Source organism: Pseudomonas sp. UBA2684 (assembly GCA_002354655.1).
In the GTDB taxonomy this organism is placed as follows: Bacteria; Pseudomonadota; Gammaproteobacteria; order Pseudomonadales; family Pseudomonadaceae; genus Aquipseudomonas.
In genome coordinates, this window is the sequence record DELY01000003.1 from 203,606 (window position 1) to 223,513 (window position 19,908).

The 19,908-nt window shown below is 62.2% G+C and carries 15 protein-coding genes, 1 tRNA gene and 1 pseudogene; 14 read left to right on the forward strand and 3 right to left on the reverse strand.

Going from position 1 to position 19,908, the window contains the following annotated elements; all coding sequences use genetic code 11:
• The first annotated feature begins 92 nt into the window (after positions 1-92).
• From B3M58_RS01960 to B3M58_RS22515, 5 genes and pseudogenes are all read left to right on the forward strand, one after another.
• Positions 93-278 (forward strand): DUF2065 domain-containing protein, encoded by a 186-nt coding sequence (locus tag B3M58_RS01960; protein ID WP_296216989.1) that lies wholly within the window; start codon positions 93-95, stop codon positions 276-278.
• A 37-nt stretch (positions 279-315) separates the two neighbouring features.
• A complete protein-coding gene (locus tag B3M58_RS01965; protein WP_296216869.1) occupies positions 316-1,503 on the forward strand; it encodes an ATP phosphoribosyltransferase regulatory subunit in 1,188 nt (395 codons plus the stop codon).
• 66 nt (positions 1,504-1,569) lie between these two features.
• On the forward strand, positions 1,570-2,865 hold the full coding sequence (locus B3M58_RS01970; RefSeq protein WP_296216870.1) for an adenylosuccinate synthase: 1,296 nt from the start codon (positions 1,570-1,572) through the stop codon (positions 2,863-2,865).
• A 959-nt stretch (positions 2,866-3,824) separates the two neighbouring features.
• A pseudogene (locus B3M58_RS22510) lies at positions 3,825-4,085 on the forward strand (HAMP domain-containing protein); the annotation flags it as partial.
• Positions 4,059-4,943, forward strand: coding sequence for a methyl-accepting chemotaxis protein (locus tag B3M58_RS22515; protein ID WP_414704040.1), 885 nt, complete (start codon positions 4,059-4,061; stop codon positions 4,941-4,943). The pseudogene B3M58_RS22510 and the gene B3M58_RS22515, both read left to right, overlap by 27 nt.
• Positions 4,944-5,095: 152 nt before the next feature.
• Here the strand turns inward: B3M58_RS22515 and B3M58_RS01980 are convergent.
• Positions 5,096-5,182: transfer RNA gene (locus B3M58_RS01980), tRNA-Leu, on the reverse strand.
• A gap of 206 nt (positions 5,183-5,388) precedes the next feature.
• Between B3M58_RS01980 and rnr the strand changes: the two genes are divergently transcribed.
• The 8 genes from rnr to alr all read left to right on the forward strand — a co-directional run bounded on the left by rnr (position 5,389) and on the right by alr (position 13,928).
• Positions 5,389-7,971, forward strand: a complete 2,583-nt coding sequence (gene rnr / locus B3M58_RS01985; RefSeq protein WP_296216872.1) for a ribonuclease R — start codon at positions 5,389-5,391, stop codon at positions 7,969-7,971.
• A complete protein-coding gene (rlmB, locus tag B3M58_RS01990; protein ID WP_296216873.1) occupies positions 7,968-8,720 on the forward strand; it encodes a 23S rRNA (guanosine(2251)-2'-O)-methyltransferase RlmB in 753 nt (250 codons plus the stop codon). The genes rnr and rlmB overlap by 4 nt, the downstream gene beginning before the upstream one ends.
• A gap of 287 nt (positions 8,721-9,007) precedes the next feature.
• A complete protein-coding gene (gene rpsF, locus B3M58_RS01995; protein WP_296216874.1) occupies positions 9,008-9,433 on the forward strand; it encodes a 30S ribosomal protein S6 in 426 nt (141 codons plus the stop codon).
• 28 nt (positions 9,434-9,461) lie between these two features.
• Complete coding sequence (gene rpsR / locus B3M58_RS02000; protein ID WP_003246847.1) at positions 9,462-9,692, forward strand: 30S ribosomal protein S18; 231 nt, start codon at positions 9,462-9,464, stop codon at positions 9,690-9,692.
• Between the two features lie 36 nt (positions 9,693-9,728).
• Positions 9,729-10,622 (forward strand): hypothetical protein, encoded by an 894-nt coding sequence (locus tag B3M58_RS02005; RefSeq protein WP_296216884.1) that lies wholly within the window; start codon positions 9,729-9,731, stop codon positions 10,620-10,622.
• 21 nt (positions 10,623-10,643) lie between these two features.
• Positions 10,644-11,090: a 50S ribosomal protein L9 gene (rplI, locus tag B3M58_RS02010; RefSeq protein ID WP_296216886.1), complete on the forward strand. Its 447-nt coding sequence runs from the start codon at positions 10,644-10,646 to the stop codon at positions 11,088-11,090.
• Positions 11,091-11,350: 260 nt separating this feature from the next.
• Positions 11,351-12,745 carry a replicative DNA helicase gene (dnaB, locus tag B3M58_RS02015; RefSeq protein WP_296216888.1) on the forward strand — a complete coding sequence of 465 codons (1,395 nt, stop codon included), beginning with the start codon at positions 11,351-11,353 and terminating at the stop codon, positions 12,743-12,745.
• A 103-nt stretch (positions 12,746-12,848) separates the two neighbouring features.
• Complete coding sequence (gene alr, locus B3M58_RS02020; protein ID WP_296216889.1) at positions 12,849-13,928, forward strand: alanine racemase; 1,080 nt, start codon at positions 12,849-12,851, stop codon at positions 13,926-13,928.
• A 67-nt stretch (positions 13,929-13,995) separates the two neighbouring features.
• Here the strand turns inward: alr and B3M58_RS02025 are convergent, their stop codons facing one another.
• Positions 13,996-15,903 (reverse strand): diguanylate cyclase domain-containing protein, encoded by a 1,908-nt coding sequence (locus tag B3M58_RS02025; protein WP_414704038.1) that lies wholly within the window; start codon positions 15,901-15,903, stop codon positions 13,996-13,998.
• 200 nt (positions 15,904-16,103) lie between these two features.
• Between B3M58_RS02025 and B3M58_RS02030 the strand changes: the two genes are divergently transcribed.
• Positions 16,104-18,419 carry a YgiQ family radical SAM protein gene (locus B3M58_RS02030; RefSeq protein WP_296216890.1) on the forward strand — a complete coding sequence of 772 codons (2,316 nt, stop codon included), beginning with the start codon at positions 16,104-16,106 and terminating at the stop codon, positions 18,417-18,419.
• A 138-nt stretch (positions 18,420-18,557) separates the two neighbouring features.
• On the opposite strand, the gene B3M58_RS02035 is transcribed toward B3M58_RS02030, so the two are convergent.
• Complete coding sequence (locus B3M58_RS02035) at positions 18,558-19,823, reverse strand: Hsp70 family protein (protein ID WP_296216891.1); 1,266 nt, start codon at positions 19,821-19,823, stop codon at positions 18,558-18,560.
• Positions 19,824-19,908 lie beyond the last annotated feature (85 nt).

The window sequence follows — 19,908 nt, forward strand, 5'->3', positions numbered from 1 at the left end:
GGCGCCAGCCGTCCGCCGGGGTGACCGTTGTGGAAAACGTGGTATCATGCGGCAGCCGGGAAAATCCCGGCTTTTTTGCGTCTGTGGGAAGCATGTGGCAGGAACTGGGCATCGCATTGTGTCTATTGCTGGTGCTGGAAGGCATCCTGCCCTTCCTGTGTCCGCGTCATTGGCGTGGCGCGCTTTTACAATTGACCCGGCTGTCTGATCGACAGCTGCGTCTGATCGGGTTGGCCAGCATGCTGCTGGGAACAACTGTCCTTTATTGGCTTCACTGAAGGCTTGTGCCGCCCGGTCCAAGAGGGGAATGGCGAAATGGCAACGGTAGACCGCTGGCTGCTGCCAGATGGCATCGAAGAAGTACTGCCACCGTACGCGGGGCGTATTGAAGTGGCGCGCCGCCAGGTGCTGGATCTGTTCCAGCGCTGGGGCTATGAATTCGTGGTAACGCCGCATATCGAATATCTGGAGTCGCTGCTGACCGGCGCGGGCCAGGACCTGGATCTGCGCACCTTCAAAGTGACCGACCCGCTGTCCGGTCGGCAGATGGGCTTTCGTGCCGACATTACGCCGCAGGTGGCGCGCATCGATGCGCACACCCTGCGCCGTGAAGGGCCGAGCCGCCTGTGCTACGCCGGCAGCGTGGTGCATGCCCAGCCGCGGGCGCTGACCACCTCGCGCAGCCCGATCCAGTTGGGTGCCGAGCTGTATGGCGACGCCAGCCCGGCCAGCGACGTGGAAGTGATCAGCCTGCTGGTCAATACCCTCGAGTTGGCTGCGGTGCCGGATGTGCACATGGACCTTGGCCATGTCGGTATCTACCGCGGCCTGGCGCGTGCTGCCGAGCTGTCTGGCGAGGTCGAGCAGCAGCTGTTCGACGCGCTGCAGCGCAAGGCGATGGATGAAGTTGCCGAGCTGACTGAAAGCTTGCCCGATGAGCTGCGCAAGATGTTGCGCGCGCTCAGCGAGTTGTGCGGCGGTCGTGAGGTGTTGGATCTGGCGCAGGCTTGTCTGGTTGATGCCCCGGATGACGTGCATGCGGCATTGGATGATCTGATGGCAATTGCCGATGCGCTGAGCTTGCGCTACCCGGAATTACCGCTGTACTTCGATCTGGGTGAGCTTCGCGGTTACCACTACCACACCGGTGTGGTGTTCGCGGCCTTTGTGCCGGGTGTGGGGTATGCAATTGCCCAGGGCGGCCGGTATGACGATATCGGTGCCGACTTCGGTCGCGCCCGTCCGGCGACAGGTTTCTCCACCGATTTGAAGACCTTGGTCAGTCTGGGGCAGATGCAGTTGGGTGAAGAGCCTGCCGGCGTCTGGGCCCCGGATAACCATGATGTGTTTTTGTGGCAGGCGATTGTGCGCTTGCGCCAGGACGGTCAGCGCGTGGTGCAGGCATTGCCTGGCCAGGCTGCGGCTGATGCCGAGGCGGCAGGCTGTGATCGTCAGTTGCTGTTGCGTGATGGCCGTTGGCAGTTGGCTGCATTGGCATCCTGAGCGGCGTCCTGAAATGTTTCCGTCGGCTGCGGCCGGCATCAAGTTTGCGCGAAGAGGGTTAGTGTTATGGGTAAGAATGTCGTAGTCCTGGGCACCCAGTGGGGCGATGAAGGCAAGGGCAAGATCGTCGACCTGCTGACCGAACAGGCTGCAGCTGTTGTGCGTTATCAGGGCGGCCACAACGCCGGCCACACCCTGGTGATCGACGGCGAAAAGACCGTTCTGCACCTGATCCCTTCGGGCATCCTGCGTGAAAACGTGCAGTGTCTGATCGGCAACGGCGTAGTGGTTGCCCCCGATGCGCTGATGCGCGAAATCATCAAGCTGGAAGAGAAGGGCGTGCCGGTGCGCGAGCGCCTGCGCATCAGCCCGTCCTGCCCGCTGATTCTGCCGTACCACGTGGCCCTCGATCAGGCGCGTGAGAAAGCCCGCGGCGATGCCAAGATCGGCACCACTGGCCGTGGTATTGGCCCGGCTTACGAAGACAAGGTGGCGCGCCGCGGTCTGCGCATTGGCGACTTGTTCCACCGTGAGCGTTTTGCCGCCAAGCTTGGCGAGTTGCTGGATTACCACAACTTCGTGCTGGTCAATTACTACAAAGAGCCGGCCATCGACTTCCAGAAGACGCTCGACGAGTGCATGGAATACGCCGAGCTGCTCAAACCGATGATGAGCGACGTGACCGCCGTGCTGCACGACATGCGTCGTGAGGGTAAGGACATCATGTTCGAAGGCGCGCAGGGTTCGCTGCTGGATATCGACCACGGCACCTACCCCTACGTGACCAGCTCCAATACCACCGCGGGCGGCATTGCCACGGGTTCGGGCTTCGGTCCGATGTATCTGGATTACATCCTCGGCATCACCAAGGCCTACACCACTCGCGTCGGTTCGGGTCCGTTCCCGACTGAGCTGTTCGACGAAACCGGTGCGTTCCTCGCCAAGCGTGGCCATGAGTTCGGTTCGACCACCGGCCGCGCGCGTCGCTGCGGTTGGTTCGATGCGGTGATCCTGCGTCGCGCCATCGAAATCAACAGCATCTCCGGCCTGTGCCTGACCAAGCTCGACGTGCTCGACGGTCTGGACACCATCCGTATCTGTGTCGGTTACAAGGATCAGAACGGTGACGTGCTGGTCGATGCGCCGACCGATGCCGACAGCTACCTGGGCCTGCAGCCGGTCTACGAAGAAATGCCCGGCTGGAGCGAGTCGACCCTGGGTGCCAAGACCCTGGAAGAACTGCCAGCGGCGGCGCGTGCCTACATCAAGCGTGTGGAAGAGTTGGTCGGTGCACCGATCGATATCGTCTCCACCGGCCCGGACCGTAACGAGACTATTGTGTTGCGTCATCCGTTTGCTTGATTGGCGTGTGCTGTGCAGGAAGGGGTCGCCATGTGCGGCCCTTTGTCGTTTTTGCCGGTGCGCTGGAATTAAGTACGGGTGCGGGGCTTTATAAAACGGCGCGTCCGCCGTTATAGCCAATACGGTCGTTAGGAGTATTTGCGGTGTCCGCCATTCTGTCGTTATTGCGCAGTCGCTTGTTGCGTCCAGTATTTCTGGCCTTGGGCGTTGCCTTGTTGGCGCAGGTGCTGGTGGCCGTGGCGTTGACGCGCGGCACGGTGGCAACCCTGGTGGCTGATTTGAGCGCAGGTTTGCAGGCGGATACCCAGCGCCTGGCGGGCGAGCTGGAGTTGGCGGGACAGGAAGTGCAGGGCGGGCTGGAAAGCCTTTCCGGGCGCACGCAAAGCCAGTTGGCTGCTGGGCTTTCGGCGCGCCTGGCACAAGAGCAGGAGCAACTCCGTGGGGTGCTGGAAAGCAACCTCAAGCGCTCGGCGGATGACTTGGCGCAGTTGCTTGCGGCCGTTGCGCCTAAGGCGATCTGGGATAACGACGTGCCGGCGCTGACCGAGTTGGCGCGGGTTGCCCAGCGCAACCCGGCGGTGCTGTTCGTGGTGTATTCCGATGCCCAGGGCGAACGATTGACTCGCCACCTGAACAGGCAGGACCTGCGCGTGAAGGCGCTGCTGGATAAGGGTGAGGGGCGCGGTGCGCTGGATAAAGTGCTGCAGGCGGCGCGTAACGATACGGGGGTCTATCTCGCCGAGGCCTCGATCAGTCCGATGGGGTCGGAGATCGGCAAGGTGCTGCTGGGTGTATCTACCGTGGCGGTCGACGAAGAGCTGGCGGCGCTGGATCAGCGCTTTGTTGCGTTGATCGACAGCAGTGGTCGCTTGGTCTCCGATAGCCTCAGTGGTGCGGCGGCCGATAGCAGTGCGGCGTTGGCTGCGCGCTTGGATACCGCACGTGAGGCGGCCTCTGGCATGGCGTATAGCAGTGGTGCGGTGGTGGAGCGAGCGGCCGCGAGCTTGCGTTGGAATATCAGCCTGGGCTTGGCCCTGGTCGGGCTGGGCATTTTGCTGGTTCTGGCGTTGGTGCTGGGGCGGCGCGTGGTCAGCAAGCTGCATACGCTGATTGCGGTATTGAATGACTGGGCGGCCGGCGAGGGCGACCTGACCCGGCGGGTCGAGCTGGACAGTCGCGATGAAATTGGCGACATGGCGGCGGCGGTCAACCGTTTTGTCGCCAAGCTGCAGCCCATTGTGCGTGAGGCGGGCGAAGTGGCGGTGCGTACCGGTCAGGAAATCGCCAGTCTGGCCACCCGCAGTGCTGCGGCAGAGGCGGCGGCCGAGCGTCAGCGCGATGAGGTGGCGGGCAGTCTACAGGCTCTGGCGTTGATGGCGGGCGAGGCGCAGGCGGAAAGCCGGGCGATGCAGGAGGCGCAGCAGCGTGTGGCGGCGATCCGTCAGGCGGCGCACGAGAATGCTGCGATTGCGGCGCGGGTTGGCGGCTCGATTGACGAGCTAGTGTTGCGTGTCGAAAGCGGTGCGGCGGTCATTGAGCGCCTGGCCAAGCAAAGCGAGCAGATCGAGGTGGTGCTCACGGTGATTCGCTCGATTGCCGAGCAGACCAACCTGCTGGCCCTGAATGCGGCGATCGAGGCGGCGCGTGCGGGGGAAAGCGGTCGCGGCTTTGCCGTGGTGGCCGACGAAGTGCGCGCGCTGGCAAGCAAGACGCAGCAGTCGACCGGCGACATCCAGGCGCACATCGGTGCCTTGCAGAAGGGCGCGCAGGAGGCCGTCGGCGCCATAGCTCAGGCTGGGCAGCAGGCTAATCAGGGCTTGGCGGCGTTGCGAGAAAGTGCGCGGGTTCAGCAGTCGGTGCAGGCGGCGGTCGACGAAGTGCATGGCGCGATCAATGCTGCTACTCAGGCAGCGGCCCATCAGGCGCAGGGTGCCGATGCGGTGCGCGGACGGGTCGAGGTGATTCATGCCGAGGCGCAGCGTGCGGCAGAAGCGGTGGCGGCCACTGCCAAGAGTGGTCGGGTGCTGGATGGGCTGGCGGCGCAGTTGAAGGCCAGTCTGGGGCAGTTTCGGGTTTAGTGTGAAGGTCGTATGGCGGCGCTCGCGCTGCGTCCTTCTCCGTCGGGGGAGGGCGTGGGGCGCCGGAGGCAGGGTTGCTTCGCCGCAGGTGAAAGGCTAGGAAAGAAAATGCAGGCAATAAAAAACCGAGCGCTTGGCTCGGTTTTTTGAATTGGTGCCCAGGAGAAGACTCGAACTTCCACGACCGTAAGGTCACCAGCACCTGAAGCTGGCGTGTCTACCAATTTCACCACCTGGGCGTCGATTGCAATGATCGCTCATTTACTATCAACTACAACCACGTTTGCCGTCGTTGTGGCGCGCATAATACGGACCGACTTTTTACTTGTAAACCCCTGTTGTTAAAAAATTTTATTGCGTGTGCCGGGCTGACCCGGGCAGTGGTTTCGCGCTTCAATAGGCACATGGCAAACCGACTTTATATAGAAAAGGTGAACTCTCTCTAATGGCCGATTGGCAATCCCTCGATCCCGAGGCCGCCCGCGAAGCGGAAAAATACGAAAATCCTATCCCCAGTCGCGAGCTGATTTTGCAGCACCTCGCCGAGCGCGGCTCACCGGCGAATCGCGAGCAGCTACTCGAAGAATTTGGCCTCAGCACCGAAGAGCAGATCGAAGCCTTGCGTCGCCGCCTGCGCGCCATGGAGCGTGACGGGCAACTGATCTACACCCGTCGTGGCACGTATGCGCCGGTCGACAAGCTGGATTTGATTCTTGGGCGCATCAGCGGTCATCGCGATGGTTTCGGTTTCTTGATTCCGGACGATGGCAGCGACGACCTGTTCTTGAGCCCGGCGCAGATGCGCCTGGTGTTCGATGGCGACCGTGCATTGGCGCGCGTCACCGGCCTCGATCGCCGTGGTCGGCGCGAAGGTGGCGTGGTCGAGGTGATTTCCCGTGCCCATGAAACCATCGTTGGCCGCTACTACGAAGAAAGCGGTATTGGTTTCGTGGTCGCCGATAACCCGAAGATTCAGCAGGAAGTGCTGGTCACTCCGGGGCGGAATGCCGGCGCCAAGCAGGGGCAGTTCGTCGAGGTGAAGATCACCCACTGGCCGACCCCGCGCTTCCAGCCCCAGGGCGATGTACTCGAAGTGGTCGGCAACTACATGGCGCCGGGCATGGAAATCGACGTGGCGCTGCGCAGCTACGACATCCCGCACGTCTGGCCCGAGGCCGTGGTCAAGGAGGCGCGCAAGCTCAAGCCGGAAGTCGAGGAGAAGGACAAGGAAAAACGCATCGATTTGCGTCATCTGCCGTTCGTCACCATCGACGGCGAAGATGCCCGCGACTTCGACGACGCGGTGTATTGCGAGAAAAATGGTAGCAACTGGCGACTGTTCTCCGGCGGCTGGAAGCTCTATGTGGCCATCGCTGACGTGTCGCATTACGTCAAGGTCGACTCGGCGCTGGATGCCGAGGCGCAGGTGCGCGGCAACTCGGTGTATTTCCCTGAGCGGGTGATTCCGATGCTGCCGGAGGAGTTGTCCAACGGCCTCTGCTCGTTGAATCCGCAGGTAGATCGTCTGGCCATGGTCTGCGAGATGAGCATCTCGAAAACCGGCAAGATGACCGACTACCAGTTCTACGAGGCGGTGATCCACTCGCACGCGCGGCTGACGTACAACAAGGTCAGCGCCATGCTCGAGCAGCCGAAAAGCAGTGAAGGCAAGGCGTTGCGCGGTGAGTACAAGGAAGTGTTGCCGCACCTCAATCAGCTCTATTCGCTGTACCAGGTGTTGTTGGCGGCACGCCATGAGCGCGGTGCCATCGACTTCGAGACCCAGGAAACGCGGATCATCTTCGGCGCCGGGCGCAAGATCGCCGAGATTCGCCCGACCCAGCGCAACGATGCGCACAAGTTGATCGAAGAATGCATGCTGGCGGCCAACGTGGCGACCGCCGCGTTTATGCAGAAGCATGAAATTCCGGCGCTGTACCGGGTGCACGATGGTCCGCCGCCGGAGCGTTTGGAGAAGCTCAAGGCGTTTCTCACCGAGCTGGGCTTGTCCCTGCACCGTGGCAAGGCCAAAGAAGGCCCGTCGCCCAAGGATTACCAGGCCTTGCTGGAAAGTATCCGCGGGCGCCCGGACTATCATCTGATTCAGACCGTGATGCTGCGTTCGCTGAGCCAGGCGGTGTACAGCGCCGACAATCATGGCCACTTCGGTCTGAATTACGAGGCGTATGCGCACTTCACTTCGCCGATCCGCCGCTACCCGGATCTGTTGATCCATCGGGCGATTCGCAGTGTGATCCGCTCCAAGCTCGACACCCCGCACGTCAAGCGCGCCGGTGCCATAAGCGTACCCAAGGCACGTATCTATCCCTACGACGAGGCGGCCCTGGAGCAGCTTGGCGAACAATGCTCGATGTCCGAGCGGCGCGCCGACGAAGCGACCCGCGATGTGGTGAACTGGCTGAAATGCGAGTTTATGAAAGACCGCGTCGGCGAGATTTTCCCCGGCGTCATTACCGCCGTGACCGGCTTTGGCTTGTTCGTCGAGTTGACCGATATCTATGTCGAAGGTCTGGTGCACGTCACCGCACTGCCGGCGGATTACTACCACTTCGACCCGGTGCATCACCGGTTGGCCGGCGAGCGCAGCGGGCGTAACTTCCGCTTGGGCGACAGCGTCGAGGTGAAGGTCATGCGCGTCGATCTGGACGAGCGCAAGATCGACTTCGAAATGGCGCAGAGCGTTACCGAGGCGCCAGTTGGGCGTAAGCGTCGCGGTGCTGGCGATGTGCCGGCGGACAAGGCCGGGCGTGGCACGAAAAGCACCACCGCTGCCGATCGCAGCGCTGCCGGTCCGGGCAATACCAATGTGCAGAAGAGCCGCGAGCTGAAGCAGGCGTTGCTGGCCGAGTCGAAAAGCAAGTCGGGCAAGGGGCGCGGCGGCAAAGCCGAGGCGCCTGCCGCGACGGGCAAAGGCGCGAAGTCCGGCACGCACCGCAAGGGTCCGCCGAAGAGCGGGGCGGCGCCGGCTGCCAGTGGCGGGCCGCGCAAACGTAAGGCGAAATCATGAGTCAGTTGGAAAAAATCTACGGTGTGCATGCCGTGGAGGCGTTGTTGCACCATCACCCGAAACGCGTCAAGCAGGTGTGGCTGGCCGAGGGCCGCAGTGATCCGCGGGTGCAGCCGTTGCTCGAGTTGGCGGCGCAGGCGCGGGTTGCGGTAGGGCAGTGCGAACGGCGGGAGATGGATGCCTGGGTCGAGGGCGTGCACCAGGGAGTGGTGGCGGATGTCAGCCCGAGTCAGGTGTGGGGCGAGGCCATGCTTGAAGAGTTGCTTGATCGTGCCGAAGGCCCGCCGCTGTTGCTGGTGCTCGATGGCGTGACCGATCCGCACAACCTTGGCGCGTGTTTGCGCACGGCCGATGCGGCTGGCGCGCTGGCGGTGATTGTGCCGAAAGACAAGTCCGCCACGCTCACGGCGACCGTGCGCAAGGTCGCGTGTGGCGCCGCCGAAGTGATTCCGCTGGTGGCGGTGACCAACCTAGCGCGCAGCCTGGAAAAGCTCCAGCAGCGCGGCTTGTGGATCGTCGGCACTGCCGGCGAGGCCGAGCAGGAGCTGTACCAGCATGACCTGACCGGGCCAACCGTGCTGATCATGGGCGCTGAAGGCAAGGGCATGCGCCGGTTGACCCGCGAGCATTGCGATTATCTGGTCAAGCTGCCGATGGCTGGCAGCGTCAGCAGCCTGAATGTCTCGGTGGCCACCGGCGTCTGCCTGTTCGAAGCGCTGCGGCAGCGCAGTGCTGCCCGCAAGGCGTAGGGCGTAGGTTGGGTTGAGCTGGCGAAGCCCAACGCGGCTGTCGAGGTCGTCGAGCGGAGCACCTCGCGCGCACTGTTGGGCTTCGTCGCTGCGCCCCGCCCCAACTTCCGCGCTGTTCAAATAATCACCAGTTCGCCTTGCGTGTGGCGGGGGGCTTCTCTAGAATGTCGCCCCTTGCCGCGACGGCAGGTGCGTTTGTGCCTTTCTGTCGTAGCAAGACAAACAAGTGAAATTCACTCCTTGCCTGACCGCATTTGGCGGCAGGCTACAACCCGTAAGGAGCATTTATGCGTCATTACGAAATCATCTTTCTGGTTCACCCGGATCAGAGCGAGCAAGTCGGCGGCATGGTTGAGCGTTACACCAAGCTGATCGAAGAAGACGGCGGCAAAATCCACCGTCTGGAAGATTGGGGCCGTCGTCAGCTGGCTTACGCCATCAACAACGTCCACAAAGCCCACTACGTGATGCTCAACGTTGAGTGCACCGGCAAAGCCTTGGCTGAGCTGGAAGACAACTTCCGTTACAACGATGCCGTGATCCGTAACCTGGTCATCCGTCGCGACGAGGCCGTTATCGACCAGTCCGAGATGCTCAAGGCTGAAGAAAACCGCAGTGAGCGCCGTGAGCGTCGCGACCGTCCTGAGCACGCCGATTCCGCCGATGGCGATGACAGCGACAACAGTGACAACAGCGACAACGCTGACGAGTAATCCACGGATCTATTGAGGAGCCACTCTCATGGCACGTTTCTTCCGTCGTCGTAAATTCTGCCGTTTCACCGCTGAAGACGTGAAAGAGATCGATTTCAAAGATCTCAACACCCTGAAAGCCTACATCTCGGAAACCGGCAAAATCGTTCCTAGCCGTATCACCGGTACCAAGGCTCGTTATCAGCGTCAGCTGGCTACCGCTATCAAGCGCGCCCGCTTCCTGGCCCTGCTGCCCTACACCGACAGCCACGGCCGCTGAAACCGGATGTTCGACAAAAAGTAAGGGATAAATCGCATGCGCGCCTTAGCTGAATTCATTATGCGCGGCCGTATGCAGGCCACTCTCGTGGTGGTCGTTTCTGCGGCATTGCCGCTGCTGTTCTGGTTGAGTGCTGCCGCCGGGAGCCTGGTGCTTCTGCGGCGTGGTTGGAGCGATGCCGTCGGCATCCTCGCCTGGGCCCTGCTGCCGGCCATTGGCTGGTGGTATTTCGGTGAGCCGCGCACCCTGTTGGTGTTGCTCGGTGCACTGAGTTTGGCGTTGTTGTTGCGCGCCAATCTGTCCTGGAACCGCGTGCTGCTGTGCAGCGTGGCGTTGGGCCTGGTGTACGGGCTGATTTTGGGTGCGGTGTTCCGCGAACCCATCGAGGCGATGGCAGGTGAGCTGAACAAGCTTCTGCCGCAAATGCTCGAGGGGGTTCACCAACAGATGTCGGTGGACGAGCGAGCGCGCCTGGAGAGCCTGATTGCACCGGTGCTGACCGGTTTATTGGCGGCTTTGTTGCAGATCGTCAGCCTGCTGAGCCTGATGCTGGGGCGTTATTGGCAGGCGCTGTTGTACAACCCGGGTGGTTTCGGGCACGAATTTCGTGCCCTGCGACTGCCTCCGTCGCTGGCGATGTTGCTGCTGGTCGGCATGCTGTTAGGTCCCAATCTGGGGCCGCAAATGGCCATGCTGACACCGCTGTGCAGTGTCCCGCTGGTGTTTGCGGCCATCGCCCTGTTGCATGGGCTGGTGGCGCAAGGGCGATTGGCGAAGTTCTGGCTGGTCGGGCTGTACATCACGCTGCTGTTGTTCATGCAGCTGACTTATCCGTTACTGGTGGTTTTGGCCATTGTCGACAGTCTGTTTGATTTTCGTGGTCGCTTTGAGCGCAAGCACGGCTCAAGTCCCACGAACGGTGAAGGTTAAAAGTTAAGAGGTAAGACCCAAATGGAAGTCATCCTGCTGGAAAAAATCGCCAACCTGGGCAACCTGGGCGATAAAGTGAACGTCAAGGCTGGTTACGGTCGTAACTTCCTGCTGCCGTTCGGTAAAGCCACCGCTGCTACCGCTGCGAACGTTGCTGCATTCGAAGCACGTCGCGCCGAGCTGGAAAAACTGGCTGCCGAGAAGAAAGCTTCTGCTGAAACTCGCGCTGCTCAGCTGGCTGAACTGGAAGTCACCATCACCGCTACCGCGGGCGATGAAGGCAAACTGTTCGGTTCCATCGGTACGCACGACATCGCTGATGCCCTGACCGCCTCTGGCGTTGAAGTGGCTAAAGCTGAAGTGCGTCTGCCGAACGGCACCATTCGCCAAGTGGGCGAATACGACGTGGCCGTGCACCTGCACAGCGACGTTGAAGCGACCGTCAAGGTGGTAGTAGTAGCTGCCTAAGAACCTATCTACGATCTGCTGCGCGTCGGCCCTGCTGCGTTAAAAACAGGCTCGGAATGCTGATTTACAGCTCGTAAACTCCGCTTCCTCGCCTGTTTTTGCCTTGCATGGCTCTAGCTCGCGAGATCGTAGAAAGGTGCTACGGTCGCCTGCTAAGCGGGCCTTGCACTTAGGTGCAGGCCCGCTAACATCGGGCACGGCATTGCGAAAGCGATGCCGTGCCCTTTGTTTTTCTACACCAGAATTCTGCCCAGAGCCTTATGAACGACATCAGCCTGCCCGAACAGTACGACCTGCAAACCTCCGCCCTGAAGGTGCCGCCGCACTCGATCGAGGCCGAGCAAGCCGTGTTGGGTGGCCTGATGCTCGACAACAATGCCTGGGAGCGCGTGCTCGATCAGGTCTCCGATGGCGACTTTTACCGGCATGACCATCGCCTGATCTTCCGCGCCATCTTCAAGCTGGCCGAGCGCAATCACCCGTTCGATGTGGTGACCCTGTCCGAGCAGCTGGATAAAGAAGGCCAATTGCCTCAGGTCGGCGGTCTGGCCTATCTCGGCGAGCTGGCGAAGAACACCCCGTCAGTGGCCAACATCAAGGCCTATGCGCAGATCATTCGTGAGCGCGCCACCCTGCGCCAGTTGATCGGTATCAGTGCGGAAATCGCCGACAGCGCCTATGCGCCGCAGGGCCGCACCGGTGGCGAGATTCTCGACGAGGCCGAGCGGCTGATCTTCCAGATTGCCGAAGCGCGGCCGAAGACCGGCGGCCCGGTGGGGATCAACGACATCCTGGTCAAGGCCATCGACCGTATCGATACCCTGTTCAACTCCGGCGATGCAATCACCGGTCTGTCCACCGGCTTTACCGACCTGGACAACCTGACCAGCGGCTTGCAGCCGGCGGACCTGATTATCGTCGCCGGTCGCCCATCCATGGGTAAGACCACCTTTGCCATGAACCTGGTGGAAAACGCGCTGATGCGCAGCGACAAGGTGGTGATGGTGTACTCGCTGGAGATGCCTTCCGACTCCATCGTCATGCGTATGCTGGCGTCCCTGGGGCGCATCGATCAGACCAAGGTGCGTGCCGGTCGCCTGGATGATGACGATTGGCCGCGGCTGACCTCTGCGGTCAACCTGCTCAACGACCGCAAGCTGTTTATCGACGATACCGCCGGTATCTCGCCCTCGGAAATGCGCGCACGTACCCGCCGTTTGGCCCGTGAGCACGGCGAGATCGGCCTGATCATGGTCGACTACCTGCAGCTGATGCAGATTCCCGGCTCCAGTGGCGACAGCCGAGTCAACGAAATTTCCGAAATCTCCCGCTCGTTGAAGGCCCTGGCGAAAGAGTTCAATTGCCCGGTGATCGCCCTGTCGCAGCTCAACCGCGGCCTCGAACAGCGCCCGAACAAACGCCCGATCAACTCCGACTTACGTGAGTCCGGGGCGATCGAGCAGGACGCCGACATCATCATGTTCGTCTACCGCGACGAGGTGTATCACCCCGAGACCGAGTACAAGGGCGTGGCCGAGATCATCATCGGCAAGCAGCGTAACGGCCCGCTGGGCACTACCCGCCTGGCCTTTCTCGGCAAGTATTCGCGTTTCGAAAACCTCGCCCCAGGCAGCTATCAGTTCGACGAGGATTGATCCGGCAGCGCCGAAAAACTGTGCTCTTCAGCCAGTCAGATCAATAAAAACGGGCGCCCAGTGGTTAAACTGAGCGCCCGTTTTGTTTTAAGGACGTCTTCGCATGCGCCCACTTGTCGCCAGCATCGACTTGGCCGCCATTCGCCATAACTACGCCGTGGCCAAACGCTGTGCGCCGGGCCGCTCGGCGTTTGCCGTGGTCAAGGCGAATGCCTATGGGCATGGCGTGCGTGAAGTGGTCACGGCTTTGCACGATCTGGCCGATGGCTTTGCCGTGGCATGCTTGGAGGAGGCGGCCGAGGTGCGCGCATTGCATGCCGATGCCCGTCTTCTGCTGCTCGAGGGCTGTTTCGAGGCGGCCGAATATCAGTTGGCCGCGCAACTGGGCCTGGATGTGGTGGTGCACACTGAGCCGCAGGCGGTGCAGCTGCTCGCGGCCTCGCTGAGGCGGCCCTTGAATACCTGGCTGAAACTGGACAGCGGCATGCACCGCCTGGGTTTCAGTGCGGCGGCTGTGCGCGACTGGCACGCGCGGCTGCAGGGTGCAGAGCAGGTTGCCGAGCTGAACCTGCTCAGCCACTTCGCCTGCGCCGACGAGCGTGGTCACGCCCTGACCGAGCAGCAGTTGGAAGGCTTTCTCGATCTGCTCGACCTGGACTTCGCCCAGCGCTCATTGGCCAACTCGGCGGCGATTCTGACGATTCCGGCGGCCCACATGGACTGGCTGCGGCCGGGCATCATGCTCTACGGTGCCACGCCATTTAGCGAGCTCAGTGCCGGTGAATTGGGCCTTCAGCCAGTCATGACCCTGAGCGCGCAATTGCTGGCGATTCGTCAGGTGGCCGTGGGGGAGAGCGTCGGTTACGGTGCCAGTTGGACTGCCGCGCGCGCCTCGCGTATCGGGACGGTGAGCTGTGGTTACGCCGATGGTTACCCGCGTCATGCGCCATCCGGTACGCCGCTGCTGATACGCGGTCAGCGCTTGCCGCTGGTGGGGCGCGTGTCGATGGATATGTTAGCTGTGGACCTTACCGACCTGCCGGCCGCGCAGCTCGGCGATGAGGTGCAGTTGTGGGGCGCGCAGTTGCCGGTGGACGAAGTGGCACATGCGGCGGGCACCATCGGCTATGAGTTGCTGAGCAAGGTTACTCGGCGTGTACCGCGGCGCTACCACAACGCGTGAGTGCCGGCGCCATGCGCGTGCTCGCCCCCGCCGTTGCGCGTTCAACGGCTAGCGGGTGGATGACCGGTCAAAGGCCGCTGGTGACCTTGATTACGTCCAGGTGCAGGCGCGCGCTGCTGCTCAATTCGCCATCCTCACCGCTTATCGACGAGCCTGAGCGGCCGCGGGCCTTGACCTTGTACAGCGCCTCGTCGGCGGACTTGTAGAGGCCGGCGAACTGCTGGGCATGCTGAGGGTAGAGCGCCACCCCGATGCTGATGGTGACGATGAGCCGCTCGGCGCCATACAGCACCGGCTGCGCCAGTTCGGCAAGCAGGCGTTCGGCAATCTCGCGCGAATGCTGTTCGGCATCGGCGCCGCAGATCAGTACGGCGAACTCGTCGCCGCCCAGGCGGGCCACCGTGTCGCCGCTGCGCACATGCACGCGCAGGCGCTTGGCGATCGCCTGCAGCATCAGGTCGCCGGCATCGTGGCCGAAGCGGTCGTTGATCGGTTTGAAGTGATCGAGGTCGATCAGCATCAAGGCCACGCTTTCGTTGTGGCGGGCGGCGTTGCCCAGCGCCGACTCGCAGCGCTCGACCAGGTAGCGGCGGTTGGGCAGTTCGGTCAGTGAGTCGTGAAAGGCCGCATGCTCCAGCTCCTGCTCGCGTTGCTGCAAGCGAGTATTGGCGGCCGCCAGCTCGGCGGTGCGCTGCGCCACCGCCCCCTGCAATTCATCGGCATTGGCCTGAAACAGCGCCAGGCGCGCGGTTTTCTCACGATCGGCTTGCTGCAAGGCTTCGGCTTTCTCCAGCTTGAGCATTTGAATGCGATAGGCCAGGGCGAAGGAGAAGAGGATGGTTTCCGCAGCGACCGACAAGGGAAACAGGTAGGCGGTGAAATTGCTCGGCTCGATCAAGCCGGCGGCACGCATCACCAACACCACGGTGCTGGCCAGCACAGCGCCGTAGCCGAGCAGGTAGAAGCGTGCGGGAATAAAACCCTGATAGCAGCGCACGCCGGCGCTGAACAGCGCGGTCGGTACGGTGACGATCGGTGTGACGGCAATCATCAGGGCGCCCTCGGCGCGGTAGCCGAAGGCATTGATCACGATGGCGATGACATACAGCACGCAGCCGGCATTCAGCAGGCGGTGCGGCCAGATCAGGCCGCGCCTGGTATACAGCAGCTCTTGGGTGAAGCGCATGACGAAGATGCCCCACAGCGAGGGCAGGGTGATGCGGTCGAGCCAGAAGGGCACGGCGCTGTCTGGCCACAGGTACTGGAAGCCATGGCCGGTCATGCTGAGGATGAAGATCAGCACGCAGGCGGTGGCCATTACGTACCAGAAATAGGCTTTGTCGCGCAGGGCGATGAGGATGAACAGGTTGTACAGCAGCAGGGCGAGGATCACGCCATAGATCAGGCCGAAGCCGATGTTCTCGTTGCTCGCGTGCTGCTCGAGGTCGCCGAGTTGCCAGATCTTCAGTGGAAAGGAGTTGCCGGCGGGGTCGAGGCTGCGGAAATACAGGGTCAGCGGTTCGTTGCTCAGCTCCGGTAGTTTGAACAGCATGCGCCGGTAAGCGTGATCGCGCCCTTCAAGGTAGGGCACCGCATCGCCGGTTTCGCGAAGCTGCCAGCCGCCCTGGCCGTCGGGCAGGTAGAGCTGCAGGTTGAAAATGGTGATGCCGGCATTTTCCAGCCACCACTGGCGCGGTGCGTCTGCGCTACGTTGCAGGGTCACTTTGACCCACCAGGGATTGCGGCTTTGGCCCACGGTGGCGCGCCCGGCCGCCGGTTGAAAGCGCGCTTGCACGGCGGGGTCGGCCATGTCGGCGATGCTCAGTTGCGCCCCGACGTCTTCCAGCAGCTCGATGTGCTCATTCAGCGAAGCGCCGCTGCTGTCATTGCTCAGCAATAACGGGGCGCCGCTGGCCGCTGCGGATAGGCCGGCCAGACTCAACAGCAGGATGATCGAGGAGACTAACTGCGGCACTGCACACTCCTTGTCCCGGCTAGTTATTACCGATGTCGTTATTGAGCCGAGTATAGCCATAAGTGGCAGGTGTGATCACAAATTGCCTTGCGCATTGCGTGCCTGCGCATGCCCGCTAAACCTAGCGCTGTCGTCGGATTTGGTCAATTTTTGTGCTATATTTCGCGGCCGTTCAAATCGCAGAAACTTCGGTCATCCTCATGCAAGCAGCCAAGCCGTTATTCGACTATCCAAAATACTGGGCCGAGTGTTTCGGGCCAGCGCCTTTCCTGCCGATGAGCCGGGAAGAAATGGATCAGCTTGGCTGGGACAGCTGCGACATCATCATCGTCACCGGCGATGCCTATGTCGACCATCCGTCGTTCGGTATGGCGATCATCGGCCGGCTGCTGGAGTCGCAAGGCTTTCGCGTCGGCATCATCGCCCAGCCGAACTGGCAGTCGAAAGACGACTTTATGAAGCTCGGCGAGCCGAACCTGTTCTTCGGCGTCGCGGCCGGCAACATGGATTCGATGATCAACCGCTACACCGCCGACAAGAAAATCCGCTCGGACGATGCCTACACCCCCGGCGGCATGGCCGGCAAGCGCCCGGACCGCGCCAGCCTGGTGTACAGCCAGCGCTGCAAGGAAGCCTACAAGCACGTGCCGATCGTGCTCGGCGGTATCGAGGCCTCGCTGCGCCGCATCGCCCATTACGATTATTGGCAGGACAAAGTACGCAACTCGATTCTGATCGACGCCAGCGCCGACATCCTGCTGTACGGCAACGCCGAGCGCGCCATCGTCGAAGTGGCTCAGCGCCTGTCCTACGGCCACAAGATCGAAGACATCACCGACGTGCGCGGCACCGCGTTTATCCGTCGTGATACGCCGCAAGGCTGGTACGAGGTCGACTCGACCCGTATCGACCGGCCGGGCAAGGTCGACAAGATCATCAACCCGTACGTCAACACCCAGGACACCCAGGCCTGCGCCATCGAGCAAGAGAAAGGCCCGGTTGAGGACCCCAACGAAGCCAAGGTGGTGCAGATCCTCGCCAGCCCGCGGATGACCCGCGACAAGACCGTGATCCGCCTGCCGTCGATGGAGAAGGTGCGCAACGACCCGGTGCTGTACGCCCACGCCAACCGCGTGCTGCACCTGGAAACCAATCCGGGCAACGCCCGCGCGCTGGTACAGAAGCATGGTGAGGTGGACGTGTGGTTCAACCCGCCGCCCATCCCGATGACCACCGAAGAGATGGATTACGTGTTCGGCATGCCTTACGCGCGCATTCCGCACCCGGCGTACGGCAAGGAGAAGATCCCGGCCTACGACATGATCCGTTTCTCGGTGAACATCATGCGTGGCTGCTTCGGCGGATGCACCTTCTGCTCGATCACCGAACACGAAGGGCGGATCATCCAGAACCGCTCGGAAGAATCGATCATCCGCGAGATCGAAGAGATCCGCGACAAGGTGCCGGGGTTTACTGGGGTTATCTCGGATTTGGGTGGCCCTACGGCCAATATGTACCGCATCGCCTGCAAGAGCCCGGAGATCGAGTCCGCGTGCCGCAAGCCGTCGTGCGTGTTCCCTGGCATCTGCCCGAACCTGAATACCGACCACAGCTCGCTGATCCAGCTGTACCGTAGCGCCCGTGCGCTGCCGGGGGTGAAGAAGATCCTCATCGCCTCGGGCCTGCGTTACGACCTGGCGGTCGAGTCGCCGGAATATGTGAAGGAGCTGGTGACCCACCACGTCGGTGGCTACCTGAAGATCGCCCCGGAACACACCGAGGAAGGCCCGTTGAATCAGATGATGAAGCCGGGTATTGGCAGCTATGACAAGTTCAAGCGCATGTTTGAGAAGTACTCGAAAGAGGCGGGCAAAGAGCAGTACCTGATCCCGTACTTTATCGCCGCGCACCCGGGCACCACCGACGAAGACATGATGAACCTGGCTCTGTGGCTCAAGGGCAACGGCTTCCGCGCCGACCAGGTGCAGGCGTTCTACCCCTCGCCGATGGCCACCGCCACGGCCATGTACCACTCGGGCAAGAACCCGCTGCGCAAGGTCAGCTACAAGAGCGACGGCGTGACCATCGTCAAGAGCGAGGAGCAGCGCCGTTTGCACAAGGCCTTCCTGCGTTATCACGACCCGAAAGGCTGGCCGATGCTGCGCGAAGCGCTGACCCGCATGGGCCGCGCCGACCTGATCGGCCCGGGCAAGAACCAACTGATCCCGCTGCACCAGCCGGCTACCGACAGCTACCAGAGCGCGCGCCGCAAGAACTCGACGCCGGCTGGCAGCCACAAGGTGGCCAAGGAAACCACCAAGAGCAAGCCGCTGCTCACCCAGCACACCGGCTTGCCGCCGCGTGATACCGGCGCAGCAGGCGGTAACCCCTGGGACAAGCGTGAGCAGGCCAAGGCGGCCGCACAGGCGCGCAACCAGCAGGCGGCCAAGGAGCGTGCCGACGCGGCCAAGGGCAAAGGCAAGAAGCCGCCGAAGAAGCCGGTTGTACCGCGCTGATTCTGCAGTAATAAAAAACGCCAGCTTCGAGCTGGCGTTTTTTATGCTGGTGTTTGCGGTTTTGTCGCGGCTAAAGCCCCTCCCACAAAACGCATCGGGTCCAGTGGGAGGGGCTTTAGCCGCGAGCTATTGCAGTGTTTAGCCGTAGCGCTTTTTCGCTTCGATGGCCAGGCCGCTGCCGATGCTGCCGAAGGTGTTGCCTTCGACATGGCGGGCGTTGGGCAGCATCGCCGCGACGCTCTGGCGCAGTGCCGGAATGCCGCTGGAACCGCCGGTAAAGAACACCGTATCGACCTGGGCAACGCTGACCCCGGCATCACTCAGCAACTGGCTGACGCTGGCACGCACGCGTTCCAGCAGCGGCTCGATGGCGCCTTCAAACAGCTCGCGGGTCAGCTCGGCGACCAGGCCGTCTTCCAGGCGGCTGAGGTCGATGGGGCGGGCATCCTGCTCGGTCAGGGCTATCTTGCTGTCTTCCACTTGCATCGCCAGCCAGTGGCCGTCACGCCGTTCGATCAGCTGGAACAGGCGGTCGATGCCAGTCGGGTCGACGATGTCGTAGCGCATGCTTTGCAGTTGGCGCTGCGACTGCGCCGAGTACACCGCGTTGATGGTGTGCCAGGTGGCTAGGTTCAGGTGGGTACTGGTGGGCATCGGCGCGTCGCTCTTCATCCGGCTGCCGTAGCCGAACAGCGGCATCACGCCGGCCAGCGAGAGCTGCTTGTCGAAGTCGGTACCGCCGATATGCACGCCGCCGGTGGCCAGGATATCGTCCTGCCGGTCGGCCACGCTGCGCCGCTCGGGGGCCAGGCGCACCAGGGAAAAGTCCGAGGTACCACCGCCGATATCGACGATCAGTACCAGTTCTTCGCGGCTGATGCCCGACTCGTAATCGAAGGCCGCGGCAATTGGTTCGTACTGGAACGACACGTCCTTGAAACCGAGCTTGTGCGCCACCGCCACCAGGGTGTTCTGCGCTTCCAGGTCGGCCACCGGATCGTCGTCGACGAAGAACACCGGGCGGCCCAGCACCACTTCTTCGAACGGCCGGCCGGCGGTGTTTTCCGCGCGGGTTTTCAGCTCGCCGATAAAGAAGCCGAGCAGGTCCTTGAACGGCAGGGCGCTGCCCAGCACGGTGGTTTCGCTCTTCAGCAGCTTGCTGCCCAGCAGGCTCTTCAGCGAGCGCATCAGGCGGCCTTCGTAGCCTTCCAGGTATTCCTGCAGGGCCAGGCGGCCGTAGACCGGGCGGCGTTCTTCGAGGTTGAAGAACACCACCGAGGGCAGGGTGATCTTGCCGTCCTCCAGTTCGATCAGCGTCTCGGTGCCTGGGCGCAGCCAGCCGACGGTGGAGTTGGAGGTGCCGAAGTCGATGCCGCAGGCGCGGGCGGGAGTGGTGAAAGGCATGCGGCGCGCTGTTCCTGAAAAATGACCGGGAGAAATTTTTGACGTCGCCTGCTGGCCTGTATGGCTAGTTCAAGGAGTCAATTTC

Coding starts and splice junctions, on each gene's coding strand:
- B3M58_RS01970 (WP_296216870.1), top strand. CDS start 1,570: ATGGGTAAGAATGTCGTAGTCCTGGGCACCCAGTGGGGCGATGAAGGC.
- B3M58_RS01965 (WP_296216869.1), top strand. CDS start 316: ATGGCAACGGTAGACCGCTGGCTGCTGCCAGATGGCATCGAAGAAGTA.
- rlmB (WP_296216873.1), top strand. CDS start 7,968: ATGAGTCAGTTGGAAAAAATCTACGGTGTGCATGCCGTGGAGGCGTTG.
- rplI (WP_296216886.1), top strand. CDS start 10,644: ATGGAAGTCATCCTGCTGGAAAAAATCGCCAACCTGGGCAACCTGGGC.
- rpsR (WP_003246847.1), top strand. CDS start 9,462: ATGGCACGTTTCTTCCGTCGTCGTAAATTCTGCCGTTTCACCGCTGAA.
- B3M58_RS02005 (WP_296216884.1), top strand. CDS start 9,729: ATGCGCGCCTTAGCTGAATTCATTATGCGCGGCCGTATGCAGGCCACT.
- B3M58_RS22515 (WP_414704040.1), top strand. CDS start 4,059: ATGGCGGCGGCGGTCAACCGTTTTGTCGCCAAGCTGCAGCCCATTGTG.
- B3M58_RS01960 (WP_296216989.1), top strand. CDS start 93: ATGTGGCAGGAACTGGGCATCGCATTGTGTCTATTGCTGGTGCTGGAA.
- rpsF (WP_296216874.1), top strand. CDS start 9,008: ATGCGTCATTACGAAATCATCTTTCTGGTTCACCCGGATCAGAGCGAG.
- dnaB (WP_296216888.1), top strand. CDS start 11,351: ATGAACGACATCAGCCTGCCCGAACAGTACGACCTGCAAACCTCCGCC.
- B3M58_RS02030 (WP_296216890.1), top strand. CDS start 16,104: ATGCAAGCAGCCAAGCCGTTATTCGACTATCCAAAATACTGGGCCGAG.
- rnr (WP_296216872.1), top strand. CDS start 5,389: ATGGCCGATTGGCAATCCCTCGATCCCGAGGCCGCCCGCGAAGCGGAA.
- alr (WP_296216889.1), top strand. CDS start 12,849: ATGCGCCCACTTGTCGCCAGCATCGACTTGGCCGCCATTCGCCATAAC.
- B3M58_RS02035 (WP_296216891.1), bottom strand. CDS start 19,823: ATGCCTTTCACCACTCCCGCCCGCGCCTGCGGCATCGACTTCGGCACC.